This is a genomic window from Cryobacterium sp. TMT1-3 (assembly GCF_004402315.1).
Classification (GTDB): domain Bacteria; phylum Actinomycetota; class Actinomycetes; order Actinomycetales; family Microbacteriaceae; genus Cryobacterium; species Cryobacterium luteum.
In genome coordinates this window covers 1-15665 of the sequence record NZ_SOFW01000011.1, presented here as the reverse complement: position 1 = coordinate 15665, position 15665 = coordinate 1, and the positions used below count along the sequence as shown (strand labels likewise).

At 67.3% G+C, this 15665-nt stretch carries 13 protein-coding genes and 1 pseudogene; 11 read left to right on the top strand and 3 right to left on the bottom strand.

Annotation, left to right across the window (positions count from 1 at the left end; translation table 11 throughout):
* Nucleotides 1-126: 126 nt before the first annotated feature.
* From E3O25_RS03920 to E3O25_RS03875, 10 genes and pseudogenes are all read left to right on the top strand, one after another.
* Nucleotides 127-1596, top strand: a complete 1470-nt coding sequence (locus E3O25_RS03920) for an MFS transporter (protein WP_338419433.1) — start codon at nt 127-129, stop codon at nt 1594-1596.
* A 168-nt stretch (nt 1597-1764) separates the two neighbouring features.
* A complete protein-coding gene (locus tag E3O25_RS03915; RefSeq protein WP_134360510.1) occupies nt 1765-3246 on the top strand; it encodes an NAD-dependent succinate-semialdehyde dehydrogenase in 1482 nt (493 codons plus the stop codon).
* 276 nt (nt 3247-3522) lie between these two features.
* Nucleotides 3523-4077 carry an RNA polymerase sigma factor gene (locus E3O25_RS03910; RefSeq protein WP_241988486.1) on the top strand — a complete coding sequence of 185 codons (555 nt, stop codon included), beginning with the start codon at nt 3523-3525 and terminating at the stop codon, nt 4075-4077.
* Nucleotides 4064-4876 carry an anti-sigma factor gene (locus E3O25_RS03905; protein ID WP_134360508.1) on the top strand — a complete coding sequence of 271 codons (813 nt, stop codon included), beginning with the start codon at nt 4064-4066 and terminating at the stop codon, nt 4874-4876. The genes E3O25_RS03910 and E3O25_RS03905 overlap by 14 nt, the downstream gene beginning before the upstream one ends.
* Before the next feature lie 86 nt (nt 4877-4962).
* A pseudogene (locus E3O25_RS17860) lies at nt 4963-5451 on the top strand (DUF4397 domain-containing protein); the annotation flags it as partial.
* 213 nt (nt 5452-5664) lie between these two features.
* Nucleotides 5665-6285, top strand: a complete 621-nt coding sequence (locus E3O25_RS17855) for a DUF4397 domain-containing protein (RefSeq protein ID WP_370448719.1) — start codon at nt 5665-5667, stop codon at nt 6283-6285.
* 412 nt (nt 6286-6697) lie between these two features.
* Entirely contained in the window at nt 6698-7504 is an 807-nt protein-coding gene (locus tag E3O25_RS03890) for an RNA methyltransferase (RefSeq protein ID WP_092109945.1), read from the top strand.
* 41 nt (nt 7505-7545) lie between these two features.
* Nucleotides 7546-8730 (top strand): thiolase family protein, encoded by a 1185-nt coding sequence (locus E3O25_RS03885; RefSeq protein WP_092109946.1) that lies wholly within the window; start codon nt 7546-7548, stop codon nt 8728-8730.
* Entirely contained in the window at nt 8730-9512 is a 783-nt protein-coding gene (locus E3O25_RS03880; protein ID WP_092109948.1) for a 3-hydroxyacyl-CoA dehydrogenase, read from the top strand. Before E3O25_RS03885 ends, E3O25_RS03880 begins: the two co-directional genes overlap by 1 nt.
* Nucleotides 9513-9529: 17 nt before the next feature.
* Entirely contained in the window at nt 9530-9829 is a 300-nt protein-coding gene (locus tag E3O25_RS03875) for a hypothetical protein (RefSeq protein WP_134360507.1), read from the top strand.
* 4 nt (nt 9830-9833) lie between these two features.
* Here E3O25_RS03875 and E3O25_RS03870 read toward each other — a convergent pair whose 3' ends face one another.
* The 3 genes from E3O25_RS03870 to E3O25_RS03860 all read right to left on the bottom strand — a co-directional run bounded on the left by E3O25_RS03870 (nt 9834) and on the right by E3O25_RS03860 (nt 13429).
* The gene (locus tag E3O25_RS03870; protein ID WP_134360506.1) at nt 9834-10862 is read right to left on the bottom strand and encodes an agmatine/peptidylarginine deiminase; all 1029 of its coding nucleotides are present in this window, start codon (nt 10860-10862) and stop codon (nt 9834-9836) included.
* Nucleotides 10859-11842, bottom strand: coding sequence for a nitrilase-related carbon-nitrogen hydrolase (locus tag E3O25_RS03865; RefSeq protein ID WP_092109953.1), 984 nt, complete (start codon nt 11840-11842; stop codon nt 10859-10861). The genes E3O25_RS03870 and E3O25_RS03865 overlap by 4 nt, the downstream gene beginning before the upstream one ends.
* A 144-nt stretch (nt 11843-11986) precedes the next feature.
* The gene (locus E3O25_RS03860; RefSeq protein WP_092109955.1) at nt 11987-13429 is read right to left on the bottom strand and encodes a helix-turn-helix domain-containing protein; all 1443 of its coding nucleotides are present in this window, start codon (nt 13427-13429) and stop codon (nt 11987-11989) included.
* A 179-nt stretch (nt 13430-13608) separates the two neighbouring features.
* Here E3O25_RS03860 and E3O25_RS03855 point away from each other — a divergent pair, with 179 nt between their 5' ends.
* On the top strand, nt 13609-15459 hold the full coding sequence (locus E3O25_RS03855; protein ID WP_134360505.1) for a phosphoenolpyruvate carboxykinase (GTP): 1851 nt from the start codon (nt 13609-13611) through the stop codon (nt 15457-15459).
* The last annotated feature ends 206 nt before the right edge of the window (nt 15460-15665 follow it).

The window sequence follows — 15665 nt, the reverse complement described above, 5'->3', positions numbered from 1 at the left end:
GGCTTATCGGGACTGCACCTGCCTAACCCCGCCAGTGCTACCCACAGCACGGTCTGGTTGTGCTTGAGCGAAGATCGCAGGCTGAGGGTACACATCCCGTTTCGGGCTTACGGAAGGACCACCGCCATGGCCAGCACCAATGACGTCCAGGAGACGCCATCAATACCGCCGGGAACAGTTTCACCCCCGGCCACGTCATCAGCAACAATGACCGGCAAGCAACGACTGATCCTCGTTCTTCTGCTGACGGCAAGTTTCACCCTCGCCGTCGATTTTTCCATCCTCAACGTTGCGCTACCCGTAATCGGATCTGAGATCGGCTTTGGGCTGGACACCCTGCAGTGGATCATCACCGCGTTTGCGTTGTGCGCGGCCGGGTTCACTCTGCTCTTCGGCCGGGTCGCGGACCTGTTCGGCCGGCGTCGGCTATTCATCCTCGGGATGGCCGTGCTCGGGATCGCTTCCCTGGTAGGCGGACTCGCCACCACACCGGCGCTGTTGCTCATTGCCCGGGTCGCTCAGGGACTGGCAACCGCAGCCGTCGTACCCGCAGCGTTGTCCCTGCTGACTACATCCTTCCCTGAAGGGAAACTTCGCGAGAAAGCGCTGGGACTCAATGGCGCCCTGATGGCAGCCGGGTTCACCACGGGTGCCATCCTCGGCGGCGTATTGACCGATCTATTGTCTTGGCGTTGGGCATTCTTTATCAACGTACCTATAGCGATAGCCGTCGTCATGCTTGCACCGGCCATCCTGGCTGAATCCCGTCCTGCGCAGAAAACGAGACTGGACGTGCCCGGTGCTATCACGGTCACCCTTGGTCTGCTCGCCATCGTTTACGGCCTGTCCTCAGCAGCGGAAACCTCATGGGTCCACCCGATGACGCTGGGACCACTCCTCTTTGGCGCGCTCCTGCTCGTCGTTTTCTGGTTCGTTGAACGCAATACAGCTCACCCCCTCGTTCCAGTGGCTATTCTGCGACGCAGCACCATTGCTTGGGGAAACATCGCCGGGGCTCTGGCCTTCGTCACCGAAACATCCCTGGTTTTCCTGTTGACCCTCTATCTGCAAAAGACCCTTGGCTACACTCCCCTTGGTGCCGGGTTGTCCTTCGCCGTTCTGGGGCTGGGAACGGTTCTCGGCGGTATCGTCGGGCCCCGCCTCATCGGTCGGTGGGGCACCAAGAAGACCATCATCGTCGGTTTCACCGTGCAGGCCGCTGCCACCGGATCGCTGGTGTTGCTCGGGACCAATGGCGAGTCCATCATCCTGCTGCTCATCGCCACCTTCGTGGGAGGGGTGGCGAACCTTGTGGCAATCGTCGGTTTTATGGTCACCGCGACATCGGGTTTGTCGGATCACGAACAAGGTTTGGCTACGGGGTTGGCGACCATGAGCCAGCAAATCGGCATCACAATGGGTATACCGATTATGAGTGCCATCGTCGCAGCCCGGGTTCACCGGCTGGGGGCCGAAACATCCCTGACGGTGCTCGACGGAGTCTCCACTGCCATTCTGGTCAATGCCGGACTATGCCTCATCACTGCCCTCGCCGTGGCCGCATTCCTCAAATCTCCCGCACGAAACGACGCCTGAGTCGATAGACCCGGTTATGTCGGACGACACCATGAGGTGAGATGTAGACCGGTTCCTCGCCCCACACTCGTCGAAGCCAAGAAACATGCGCGTCCAGCGACCGTGTCGGTGGGCGCAGATAGGCTATTACCGTCAGATCGACGGGCAGACATAAGCATGGGAGATGCAATGACAGTAATTACCGACGCGCGCACGCACGAATCCGAGTTGCTCGCTCGAGTGCCCGGCCAGCTTTACATCAATGGCCAATGGATTGCCGCAACCGGCGGCCGCACCCTCGATGTCACCGATCCGGCCACCGGACTGGTCATTAAGACCATCGCCGACGCGACCGTGGCGGACGGCGCTGCCGCCCTCGACGCCGCCGACGCAGCGCAAGCCGACTGGGCCGCGACCCCAGCCCGCGTGCGAGGCGAAATTCTGCGCCGAGCCTTCGACCTGCTGCAGGAACGCAAGCAGGAATTCGCCCTGCTCATGACCATTGAAATGGGCAAACCGCTGCCCGAGGCGCTCGGTGAGGTCGCCTACGGCGGCGAATTCCTGCGCTGGTTCAGTGAAGAAGCCGTGCGCATCAGCGGCCGCTACGGTGCCAACCCCGAGGGTACCGGTCGCATGATCGTCACCCAACACCCGGTCGGCCCCTGCTTTCTGATCACCCCGTGGAACTTTCCGCTCGCCATGGCGACCCGCAAGATCGCCCCCGCGCTCGCCGCCGGCTGCACCGTCGTCGTCAAACCGGCCGCGCTCACCCCGCTGACCACACTGCACTTCGTGGCCCTGCTCGAAGAGGCCGGCCTGCCTGCCGGCGTCGTCAACGTCATCACGACATCGCAGTCCGGTGCGGTCTCCGAACCGATCATCGCCGACTCCCGCCTCCGCAAGCTCAGCTTCACCGGGTCGACCGCAGTCGGCAAGTCGCTCATCAAGCTCTCCGCCGAGAACGTGCTGCGCACCTCGATGGAACTCGGCGGCAACGCCCCGTTCGTCGTCTTCGCCGACGCCGACCTCGACAAGGCCGTCGACGGTGCCATCATCGCCAAATTCCGCAACATCGGCCAGGCCTGCACCGCGGCCAACCGCTTCATCGTGCACGAGTCCGTCGCCGTGGAGTTCGCCCGCCGCGTCACCGAAAAGGTCGAGGCATTCCAGATTGGGCGCGGCACCGAAGCCGGCATCACCATCGGCCCGCTGATCGACGGCAAAGCCGTCGCCAAGGCGGATTCCCTCGTACAAGACGCGGTTTCCCGCGGCGCGACCCTGCTCACCGGCGGCAACGCGATCGAGCGCGAGGGCACCTTCTACGCGCCGACCGTACTGACCGACGTCAGGCCGGGCAGCGACATCCTGCGCGACGAGATCTTCGGCCCGGTGCTCGCAATCAGCACCTTCTCCGACGAAGCGGATGCCGTCCGCCTCGCCAACGACACCGAGTTCGGCCTGATCAGCTATGTGTTCACGACCGACCTCGCGCGCGGCCAGCGCATGATCGAGAAACTGCAGACCGGCATGATGGGCCTGAACACGGGCGTCGTCTCCAACGCAGCCGCCCCGTTCGGCGGCGTCAAGCAGTCCGGCCTGGGCCGCGAGGGCGGGCTCGAGGGCATCCAGGAATATCTCTCGACGAAGTACACGCTCACGCCGGTGTCCTAGCCAACACGACAGAGGGAGTTGGTCTGTGACCGCGCGGTGAATCGCGGCCGGGTGCATCCGTTTCGCTGTCGACGGGAGAACTAACAGGTAAGTGGTTCGCGCTCGGAGGTCACGGCAGGCGACGTCGGGTTTGTGCTGTGGCCTTTCGCGGGCGGGAATCCGCCACCGAGTCGAAGGAAACTCACTATGCTGGTGCGCGCGGAGGTAAACACTCGAGGGGTGTGGACGCCGCCACCCTGCCCGGTTCGTGTTTCGGCCCGAAGGACCCACCCCCACGTGAGTGCATTCACCGACGATGACGCGGCGCTGGCCGGCGCCTTTCGGGAGGGTGACGAGCGCGCCCTGGCTGCGGCCTACGCGCGCTGGGGTCCGCTGGTCTTCACGATCGCGGTGCGCTCGCTCACCAACGCGGCCGATGCTGAAGACGTCACCCAGAAAGTGTTCATTGCGGCGTGGCGCGGTCGTGCCGGGTTCGATTCGGGCCGCTCCCAGCTGCCGGCGTGGCTGATTGGCATCACCCGGCACGTGATTGCCGACACCCATGAAGCGCGAAGCCGACGGCGGCGGCTGGAGCAAGCGCTCGCGGCGACCATTCCGACCCAGCATGTTGACGACAGCATCAGCGTGGTCAATCGGGTGCTGGTCGGCGACGAAATCGACCGGCTCGAGCCGGTACCGCGTCAGGTGATGCGCCTGGCCCTCTTCGACGACCTCACCCAGGTGCAGATCGCCGACAACCTCGGTCTGCCGCTGGGCACGGTCAAGAGCCACATGCGGCGCAGCCTGACCCGCCTGCGCACCCGACTGGAGGTGTCTGATGACTCCTACTGAGGCCGCCCACCTCGAGGTCGCGCACATTGACGGTGCCCACATCGGAGCCGACGATCTGCACCTGCTGGCGCTGGCCGAACAGGGCGCGAGCGCCCGGGAGTGCACCCACCTCGACTCCTGTGCTGCGTGCACCGAGGAATACCGCGCACTGCGAAACGTCGTGTACCTCGGCCGCGCGGCCGGGCCTGAACGATTGCTCACGCCGCCCGGGGGAGTCTGGGCCGGCATCCACGCAGCACTCGGACTGAGCGAGGCCGTGCGCCCAGCGCCCCCACCGACCGAGACGGATGCCGCAACCCGGCCGCAGGCATCCGCTATCGACGGCCTGGAGCCAGTCGCGGGCGGCCTGTCGTCCCGGCCCCGCCGACGCTGGGTGTCCATCGCGGCAGCCGCCGGCGTGGTCGGGCTGCTCGGCGGCATTGCCATCGGCGTCGCGACCACGACCGGAGGCGTGCCCCGGGAGCAGATCGTGGCCGAAGCTGCCCTCGACGCCCTGCCCGGGTGGACCGCAAGCGGATCGGCCCGGGTCGAGCAGACTCCCGACGGCCGTCGCGTCGTCGTCGTCGACCTCGATGCGCCGGCCGACACGAGCCTGCGCGAGGTCTGGCTGTTGAAAGCGGATGCGTCCGGCCTGGTCAGCATCGGATTCCTCGACGGCTCCACCGGCCGCTTCGCCCTCCCCGCGTCCGTCGATCTGGCCCAGTACCCCCTCGTGGACGTGTCGGCCGAACCCGCCGACGGCGACCCGGCGCACTCCGGTGACTCCATCGTTCGCGGCGAACTGCACTCGGATACCTGACAAATATTTCCGGACGGTGCATCCGTAACCCGCCAGGCCGGGGAAGTTGTTACCGAGGGAGGCAAAGCGGCCTTCCGTAACGACCCATGGAGGTAGCAATGCGCAAGTCCATCGCCGTCGGAGTATCCGCCGGTCTCCTCATCGCTCTCGCCGGGCTCGCGCCGGCGCAGGCGGCCGTACCCGCGGCATCCGCTGCGCCGGGTACCGCGTCGGTGTCCGTGCTGCACGCCATTCCCGGCCTGACCCTCGACATCTCGATCGACGGCCGCGTCGTCATCGACGACTTCGAGCCGGGCACCCTGCTCGGCCCGCTGAAAATCGCGGCCGGCACCCACACCGTCGACATCTCGGCTTCCAACCCCCTCGAGATCGGCGGTAGCGCCAACGGATCCCCGACGGCGAGCATCGCCCTGAACGGCGGGGCCACCGTGACCGTCACGGCCGGGCGCAGCTTCACGGCCGTCGCCCACCTCACCGACGCCGGCGTGCCCACCGCCACCCTGTTCAACGATGACACCACGCCGCTGGCTGCAGGGCAGGGCCGCCTCACGGTGCGTCACGTAGCGGCGGCACCCGCCGTCGACGTTCTCGCGAACGGCGCCGTCGCCGTCGCCGGCCTGACCAACCCGTCGGACGCGGTGCTCGACCTGCCGGTCGGCACGATCAGCGCCGTTGTGGCCGCCGCCGGAACCACCGCGCCGTTGCTCGGCCCGGCCGACGTCACGATCGCACCGCGCACCAACACGGTCGTCTACGCCTGGGGCAGCCTCGCCGACGGCAACCTCGCCCTGTTCGTGCAGACGGTGCGCACGCGGGCCGCTGCGCCGGCATCCGTTTCGGTGCTGCACGCCATTCCGGGCGTCATGGTCGACGTGTACGTCGACGGCACGTTGGTCATCGACGACTTTGAACCCGGCACCCTCACGAAGACGTTCCGCATTCCGGCCGGCAGCTATTCCCTCGCCATCACCGCAGCGGATGCCGCCGACGCGAGCGCCCCCGTGATCGGTCCGGTCGACCTCGCGGTCGCGTCCGGCCTGAACTACACCGCGGTGGCCCACCTGAGCGAGGCGGGAGCTCCGACCGCCGCCTTGTTCACGAACGACACGTCGGCACCCGGCGACGGGCAGGGCCGCCTGACGGTGCGCCACGTGGCAGCAGCGCCGGCCGTTGACGTGCTCGCTGACGGCGTGCCGGCCATCACCGGCCTGACCAACCCGAACGAGTCCGTGCTCGTGCTGCCGGTCGGTACCATCTCGGCCGCGGTTGCCGCTGCCGGTACCACGGCGGCGCTCATCGGCCCGGCCGACGTGGCCATCGCCGCGAGCACCAACACGATCGTGTATGCCTGGGGCAGCCTCGCCGACGGAACCCTGGCGCTGGCCGTGCAGACGGTGCCCACCCGGTAGCTTCAGCCCCCGAAGTCGGGTCACATGACACTCGCCGGGGACTAATTCAGGAAATCCAGCTGGGTGCATCTGTCGTGCCGGGTGTTTCCGGGCGTGTCGGATGCCGGCGCCGCCAGTTTTCCTGAATTGGCCCCCGATGGGCCGGATGACGGAGTTCGTGACACGACCCACACTCGGCCGCTAGAGCCGTTCGGGTCTGTGTTTACCCGCCCGTTCCAGTGGCTAATTCAGGAAATCCCGCTGTGTGCATCCGCCGTGCCGCGTGTTTCCGGGCGCGGCGGCTGCCGGCGCCGGAAGTTTTCCTGAATTAGCCCCCACACTGAGCCGGGGGAGCCGGGGGAGGCCGGGGGACGCGCGGGAGGCCGGGGGACGCGCGGGAGGCAGGCGGCGGGGCGCTGGCTAGACTTTGCGGATGCCCCTGATCGCGATCGACGACCTGAGCGATGCCCGACTGGTCGACTACGCCCACCTCACCGATGTGGCCCTCAAGAAGGCCCGCGGCACCGAACACGGGCTGTACATCGCCGAATCGGCCCTCGTGCTGGAGCGGGCCCTGCGCGCCGGTCATATTCCGCGGTCGGTGCTCGCTCTCGGCAATACCGCCGATGAGGCGCTCGCGGTGCTCGGCGATTACGCGGCCGCAGTGCCGGTGTTCGTCGGTCCCGGCGAGCTGCTGGCCGACCTCACCGGCTACATTCTGCACCGCGGCCTCATCGCCTCAATGAACCGGCCAGAGCTGCCCGACGCGGACGCCCTGCTGGCCGGTGCCAGCCGCATCGTCATCCTTGAAAACGTGGCCGACCCTACCAATGTCGGCGCCATTTTTCGCTCGGCCGGCGCCATCGGAGCGGATGCGATCCTGATCACGCCGCGCTGCTCCGACCCGTTCTACCGCCGGGCCATCCGGGTGTCGATGGGGACCGTGCTGCAGGTGCCGTGGACCCGGGTCGGCGACTGGACCGAGACCCGCGCCCTGCTCACCCGGCACGGATTCCAGGTGGCCGCCCTCGCTCTAACGCCCGACGCGGTCAGCCTGCGCGACTTCGACGGCACCCGGCATGAGCGCCTGGCCCTTTTGCTCGGCGCCGAGGGTGAGGGGCTCACTCCGGAGGCGCTCGCCGCGTCGGACAGTGTGGTGCAGATTCCGATGAAGCACGGCATCGACTCGCTCAACGTTGCCGCGGCGAGTGCCGTCGCGATGTGGGCGCTGTCCGGGTAGCGCTTTCTGACACCCCGACCCCGCGGGCCTAGGCTGGGGTCATGAGCAATGAAGCTGTCATCATCGACGTTCTGCGCACCCCGTCGGGCCGCGGTAAGCCTGGCGGAGCCCTCGACGGCATCCATCCGGCCGACCTGCTGGCCACCGTGCTGCGCGAACTGGTCAGCCGCAACAACCTCGATCCGGCGCTCGTTGACGACGTGATCGGCGGCTGCGTCAGCCAGGTCGGCGAGCAGAGCAACAACGTGACGCGTACCGCCCTGCTGAGCGCCGGATTCCCGGACACCGTTCCCGGCACCACGATCGATCGGCAGTGCGGCTCCAGCCAGCAGGCCACCGCCTTCGCCGCCCAGGCCGTGATGAGCGGCAGCGCCGACGTGGTTATCGCGTGCGGCGTCGAGTCGATGAGTCGGGTGCCGCTCGGGTCATCGACCGGCACCCAGGACCCATTCGGCACCCTCATGCACGAGCGCTACCCCGACGGCCTCGTCAACCAGGGCGTCTCCGCCGAACTCATTAACCAGAAATGGAACCTCGGCCGCGACGCTCTCGACAACTATGCGGCCCGCTCGCACCGGCTCGCCGCGGCGGCGGCCGACCGCGACGACTTCGGTGGCGAAATCGTGGCCGTCACCCGAACGGACGGCACCGTCGTGAGTGAGGACGAGACCATCCGCGCCGGCACCTCGCATGCCTCACTCGCCGGCCTGCGCCCCGCGTTTCGCACCGACGCCCTCGCAGCCCGGTTTCCGAAACTCGGCTGGCACGTCACTGCCGGCAACTCGTCACCGCTGACCGACGGCGCCTCGGCCACCCTGATCATGAGCGCCGGGCGGGCCGCGCAGCTCGGCCTCAACCCGCGGGCCCGTTTTCACAGCTTCACCGTGGTGGGCAGCGACCCGCTGCTCATGCTGACCGGTGTTATTCCGGCGACCCAGCGCATCCTCTCGCGGGCCGGGCTCGGCATCGACGACATCGACGCCTACGAGATCAACGAAGCGTTCGCGAGCGTGCCGCTGGCCTGGCTGCGCGAGCTGCATGCCGACCCCGACTGCCTCAACCCGCGCGGCGGCGCCATCGCCCTCGGCCACGCGCTCGGTTCCTCGGGTACCCGACTGCTCGGCACCCTGCTCAATCACCTCGAGATGACCGGCGGCCGGTGGGGCCTGCAAGCCATGTGTGAGGGCGGCGGCATGGCCAACGCCACATTGATCGAGAGGCTCTGATGAACATAGACGGATGCTCCGCGCTCATTACCGGAGGCGCCTCCGGCCTCGGCCTGGCCTGCGTTCGCACGCTGCACGAGGCCGGGGCCTCCGTCGTGCTCCTCGACCTGCCGGGCGCTCCCGGCGAGCTGATCGCCGCAGCGCTCGGCGACCGGGCCCGGTACGTGGCCGGCGATGTGACAAGCGCCGGCGACGTGCAAACCGCCGTCGACGCCGCGGTGGCATTGGCGCCGCTGCGTATCGTGGTCAATTGCGCCGGCATTGCGCCCGGCGCCCGCACGATCGGCCGCGACGGCCCGCTGCCGCTTGAAGATTTCGAACGGGCCATACGCATCAACCTCGTGGGCACCTTCAACGTCGTGCGCCTGGCCGCTGCGGCGATGCAGCGCACCGAACCCCGCGGTGACCCGGGTCGGCACGGCGGCGCCGAACGCGGCGTCATCGTCAATACCGCCTCGGTCGCCGCGTTCGACGGGCAGATCGGGCAGGCAGCGTACGCCGCGTCCAAGGGCGGCGTGGCCGCGATGACCCTGCCGCTCGCCCGCGAATTCGCGCAGAGCCTGATTCGGGTGGTGTCGATTGCGCCCGGAATCTTTGACACTCCCATGTTGCAGGGCCTGCCGCAGCCGGTGCGCGATTCGCTGGGCGGCCAGGTGCCGCATCCGTCCCGCTTGGGCGACCCCGAGGAATTCGCATTCCTGGTGCGGCATATAGTCGAGAATCCCATGCTCAATGGGGAAACTATCCGTCTGGACGGGGCGATTCGAATGCAGCCGAAGTAGGACTGTAGGGTCGAGGTATGGCAGTCATCTTCGGTACGATCCTTGTTCTGGCCGGGTTCGCCTGCGGCATCTTCGGTGTTCTGTCCGTGGCCTGGGCAAACCCAACGGCTCCGCTGCCCCTGTTCACCAGCCCGCCCAGCCGGCCGCGGGCATCCGTTCTGCTGAACGTCGGAGCCGTCGCGCTGGTCATCTGGGGAGCCAACCTCATGACGCCCGACATTGGCGCCTGGGCTTTCGTGCTGCTCATCGCGGCCGTACTGGTTCCGTTCATTGTCATTCGCACCTGGCACAACCGGCGGGTCGCCGCGCGGGCCTAATCGGCTAGGCCCGCTGTGACGGCTGCTGCTGCGTGATGCAGTGGATGCCGCCGCCGCGCGTAAACAGCGGCCGCGCCTCGACCGACACCACCCGCCGACCCGGATAGGTGGCGGCCAGCACGTCGCGAGCCTGGGCATCGGCCCGATCGTCGCCGAAACCGCAGGCAATGACACCGCCGTTGACCACGAGATGATTGACGTAGTTGTAGTCCACGAAGCCCTCGTCGTCGCGCACTACGGCCGGCGCCGGCAGGTCGATGATGGTGAATGAGCGCCCGGCCGCATCGTGCGCGTCGGCCAGCAGGGCGCGCAATTCGCGGGTGAGCGGGTAGTCGGGGTGCGCCGGATCGTTTTGCGCGTGCAGCAGGATTGTGCCCGCCGACGGCAGCGCGGCGACCATGTCAATGTGCCCGCGGGTACCGAAGCGGGTGTGGTCGCGGGTGAGGCCGCGCGGCAGCCAGACCACGTGCTCGGCGCCGATCGTGCGCCGTAGTTCGGCCTCGACAGAGGCGTGCGTGGCGCCGGGGTTGCGTGCGGGGTCGAGTTGCACGCTCGTTGTCGCCAGCACGGTGCCCTCGCCGTCGACGTGGATTCCGCCGCCCTCGTTCACGAGCGACGACCCGACAACGGCTGCACCGGCGGCCTCCGCAACGAACCGGCCGATCGAGGCGTCGAGGTCCCAGCTGGCCCACTCCTGGTCGCCCCAGCCGTTGAAGGTCCAGTCGACGGCGCCGAGGCGGCCGTCTGCGTCGTGCACGAAGCTCGGGCCGATGTCGCGCATCCAGCTGTCGTTGAGCGGAGCCTCGAGTATCTCGATGGCGGCCGACAGGTAGCGCGTCGCGTCGGCTTGGGCCGACGGGTCGACGACCATGGTCACCGGCTCGAAGTCGACGATCGCGTGCGCGACGGCGGCCCACGTGCGGCGGGCCTCGTCGGCCTCGGCCGCGGTGTCGCCCAGGGTGTAACCGCCGGCCGGAAACGCCATCCAGACGCGGTCTTGCGGCGCCGTCTCGGCCGGCATGCGCCAGGTCATGCCGTCGCCCCGGTGTCGGCCGCGCCGAACGGATGCGCCGGGTCGACCGCCGCCGTCAGCCGGCCGTAGCTGTCGGGCCGGCGGGTGGCCAGGAACGGGAACAGGCTGAGCCACTCTTCGCGCTGCGCCAGGTCGAGATCGGCCACGAGCGCCACGGACTCGCCGCGCGGCGCTTGCACGAGCACGCGTCCGAACGGGTCGGAGATGAACGACGAGCCGTAGAACGTGAGGTCGCCCTCGTGACCGTGCCGGTTCGGCACGACCATGAACAGGCCGCTTGTGATGCCGTTGGCCACGATGACCTGTTGCCAGATCGGCTGGGTGTCGAAGTCGGGAAACAACGGTTCCGACCCGATCGCGGTGGGGTAGGCGAGAATCTCGGCGCCGCCGAGACCGTACAGCCGGGAGACTTCGGGAAACCATTCGTCCCAGCAGGTGGGCAGGCCGAGGCGGGCGCCCGCCACCTCGTAGACCGGGTAGGCGTCGTCGGCCGCACCAGGCCGAAAGTAGGTGTCTTCGTAGTAGCCGGCGGTGACCGGGATATGCGTCTTGCGGGTGCGGCCGAGCAGATCACCGCTCGGCGACACCAGAATGGCCGTGTTGTAGCCGCGCGGGTCGTTCGGTTCGTCGGTTTCAGCGGGCTGTTCGAACAGTGACGCGTGCACGATTACCTCGTGCTGCCGGGCCTGGGCGGCCGCGAAGGCGAAGGTCGGGCCGTCCCGGAGCGGCTCGGCATCCGCTTTCGGTGTACCGGTGGCGCGCACGTTTCCGGGGTATCTGCTGAGGGTCAGCTCCGGCAGAAAGACGATGCGCGCGCCGGCCTCGGCCGCCAAAAGGATGCCCTCGGCCAACTCGGCGCGAAGCGTCGCGTCGTTGCCGTGCCAGCGATGCTGCACGAGGCCGACGCGCAGGGGGCCGCGATCGGGCTGGCGCACCCGGGTGGGGGAGGCTGGGCTGGCTGGTGCCTGGATCAGGCGCATAGTGTTCTCCTCGTATTGCACAACCCGGACCCCCACTATAGGCAGTGGGGGCATTCGCGCGGCCGAAACCTGCTCACGCGGCTGGCCTGCCACGCGCGCGGGCAGCGGCGGCGGGCGCGCGCAGCAAACGAAAGCGTCAGCGAGCTACTCGGCTGCGTGCGCCTCCAGAAAGGCATACACCTCGGAGTCGTCAACCCCCGGAAAGGTGCCAGACGGCAACGGCGACAGCACGTGGGCGTGCAACCGGGCACTCGGCCAGGCCCGTCCGGCCCAGCGCGCTGCCGCATCCGAGTTCGGGCGGCGGCAGCAGGATTCGTCCGGGCAGCGTGACACGGTGCGCTGGGTGGTCTCCCGCCCCCGAAACCACTTCGCCTGCGCGAACGGAACGCCGACGCTGATCGAGAATTCGCCGGCATCCGTTGACCCGGTCTGAGTGGCCGACCAGAACGTGCCGGCCGGGGTGTCGGTGTACTGGTAGTACTCCGTGGTGCGATTGGTGTGGGTGAAAGCGCTGCGCGCGCTCCACTGCTTGCAGACGTATTGGCCCTCGATCGATCCGGTGACATCCACCGGAAACGGCAGGTCGTCGTTCTCGTAGCCCTTTTGCAGTGCGCCGTCGCCGTTGACCCGCAGAAAGTGCAGGGTCATGTCGAGGTGACTCGTGGCGAGGTTGGTCAGCCGCAGCGCGGCCGCTTCGTGGGTCACACCGAAGGTGTCCCGAAAATCCTCGACCGACAGCTCGCGTTCCTGCTTCGCGTTGGACAGAAAAGCGACGGATGCCTCGCGCGGCATCAGGCACGCGGCCGCGAAATAGTTGATCTCGAGCCGCTGCCACAGAAACTCGGCGTAGCTGCCGGGCCGTTCGTGCCCGAGCAGGCGGTGGCCCATCGCCTGCAACGCCATCGATCGCAGGCCGTGCCCGCCGGGAATCGAGGCCGGCGGCAGGTAGATGCGGCCGTTGGCGAGGTCGGTGACCGACCGGGTGGAGTTGGGCAGGTCATTCACATAGATCAGGCTGAAACCGAGCTGATCAGCCATGACGCTCACTTCTCGGTGGGTGAGGGCGCCCGAGATGTGCCCACTCGCCCGCACCCGTTCCTCGACGAGTTCCTCGATTTCGGGAATGTAGTTGCCCTGCGCGCGCATCCGTTCCCGCAATTCGGTATTGGCCCGACGGGCCTCCTCCGGGGTGGCGATGGCCTCGCTGGCGCGGCGGGACAGCTCACGGTGCAAGCCAAGCAGCGATTCGATTGCGGGCAGCGGCATCCCCTTGGTCACCTTCACGACGGGCAGGCCGAGCGCCCCGTAGAGCGGATTCTTCTGCGCCCGGTCCAGTTCGATCTCGAGCGCCGCCCGGTTGTTGGGGGCTTCGCGGCGCAGCAGTTCGGCCAGGTCCACCGACAGGGCGGTCGCGAGGTCCTGCAGGGTTGAGAGTTTCGGTTCGCGGCGGCCGTTCTCGATCAGTGACAGCTGGCTGCCCGCCAGGCTGACGCGCTCGCCAAGTTGGTCGAGGGTGAGACCCCGCTCGCTGCGAAAGTGGCGGATTCGATGGCCCAGGGTGACCAGATCGGAGGCTTGAGTCGACATTCCTTAACAATATCTAAAAAACAACGGTTTTTAACTGGCAATTTCGTCGGTTCTATGTCCCAGATGGGGCCATCCTTGATTTGTGGCCAAAATTATGGTCGTACGCAACGTCAAGAAAGCAATGCAGCCCGACGTTCCATAAATTTGCACCTACCCGAGCAATACGGAAAGGCCAGAATATGACCCTCACCAACTCTTCCCTCCAGACCAACGGGGACGCGTTCCCGCCCCGTACGGGCAGCACCGACCCGAACCTGCAGGCGTGGGTCGATGAGATCGCCCGCCTGACCGAACCCGACGCCATCGTCTGGTGCGACGGCTCGAAGCGCGAGGCCAACGAGCTTTCCAAATTGCTCGTCGCCTCCGGCCAGCTCATCCGGCTCAACCCGGAATGGCGCCCCAACAGCTTCCTCGCCCGCACCGACCCGAAAGACGTTGCCCGCGTCGAGGGCCGCACCTTCATCTGCTCCACCGATGAAGCGGATGCCGGCCCCACCAACAACTGGGCCGAACCCTCCGCCATGCGCGCGGAACTGCGCGGCGTCTTCGCCGGCAGCATGCGCGGCCGCACCATGTACATCGTGCCGTTCTCGATGGGCCCGCTCGGCGGCCCCATCTCGCAGCTCGGCGTCGAGATCACCGATTCCCCCTACGTCGTACTCAACATGGGCATCATGACACGCATGGGTGAGACCGTGCTGACGATGATCGAGGCCGGCGACCCGTGGGTGCACACCGTGCACAGCGTCGGTTACCCGCTCGTCGACGCGTCGGGCATCACCCGCCCCGACGTGGAATGGCCGTGCAACGATGACAAGTACATCGTGCAGTTCCCCGACACCCGCGAGGTCTGGTCCTACGGTTCCGGCTACGGCGGCAACGCCCTGCTCTCCAAGAAGTCCTTCGCCCTGCGTATCGCGTCGGTGATGGGCCGGGACGAGGGGTGGCTCGCCGAGCACATGCTGCTCATCAAGCTGATCTCCCCGGAAGGCGGCGTATTCCACGTGGCCGCCGCGTTCCCGTCGGCGTGTGGCAAGACGAACCTGTCGATGCTGCGCCCGACCATCCCCGGCTGGAAGGTCGAGACCATCGGCGACGACATCGCCTGGCTGCGCCAGGGTGAAGACGGCCGTCTCTGGGCGATCAATCCCGAGGCCGGCTTCTTCGGAGTCGCTCCCGGAACCGGTGAAACCACCAACCCCACCGCCGTCTCCACCATGTGGGGCAACACCATCTTCACCAACGTGGCCCTGCGCGACGACGGAGACGTCTGGTGGGAAGGCCTCACCGACAAGGCTCCCGAGCACCTGATCGACTGGCAGGGCAAGGACTGGACTCCCAACTCCGGCCGTACCGCCGCCCACCCGAACTCCCGCTTCACCGTGGCAGCCGCCCAGTGCCCGTCGATCGCCGACGACTGGGAAGCTGCCGGCGGCGTGCCGATCGACGCCATCGTGTTCGGTGGCCGTCGGGCGACCAACGTTCCGCTGGTCGCTCAGGCGCGCAGTTGGAAGCACGGCGTGTTCATGGGCGCCACCATCTCGTCTGAGAAGACCGCGGCCGCTGACGGCATCGTCGGCGAGCTGCGTCGCGACCCGTTCGCGATGCTGCCCTTCTGCGGTTACAACATGGCCGACTACTGGGGTCACTGGCTCAAGGTCGGCAAGGAGCTCGGCACCAACGCCCCGGCCATCTTCCAGGTGAACTGGTTCCGCAAGGGCCCCGACGGTGACTTCATCTGGCCCGGATTCGGTGAGAACTCGCGGGTTCTCGAGTGGATGATCCGTCGCATCGAGGGCACCGCCGACGCCGTCGACACCCCGATCGGGCTGCTCCCGGCCGAGAACGGTCTGAACCTCGACGGTCTCGACCTGTCGAAGGAGGCCGTGGACCAGCTGTTCGCGATCGACCAGGCCAGCTGGCTCGCCGAGTGTGACCTCACCGAGGAATACTTCGACAAGTTCGGCGAGAAGGTGCCGCCGGCACTGCGCGCTGAGCTCGCGAGCGTGCGTTACCACCTCAAGGACTAATTTCCCGAGTGACAAGGCCCCGTCACGCAGGTGACGGGGCCTTGTCGTGTCCCCATCGGTCGTGCAGTGCTTTCCGGGCCCGGTCCCGGAAAACGGGCCCATGTTCTACTTGGGTTCTACTGGTCGTTGCAACACCCAGACTCTTGGGAGTTTGTATGACCACGTTAAACCCGACCAATGAGCCCTCGACCGACGAACAGAATCCG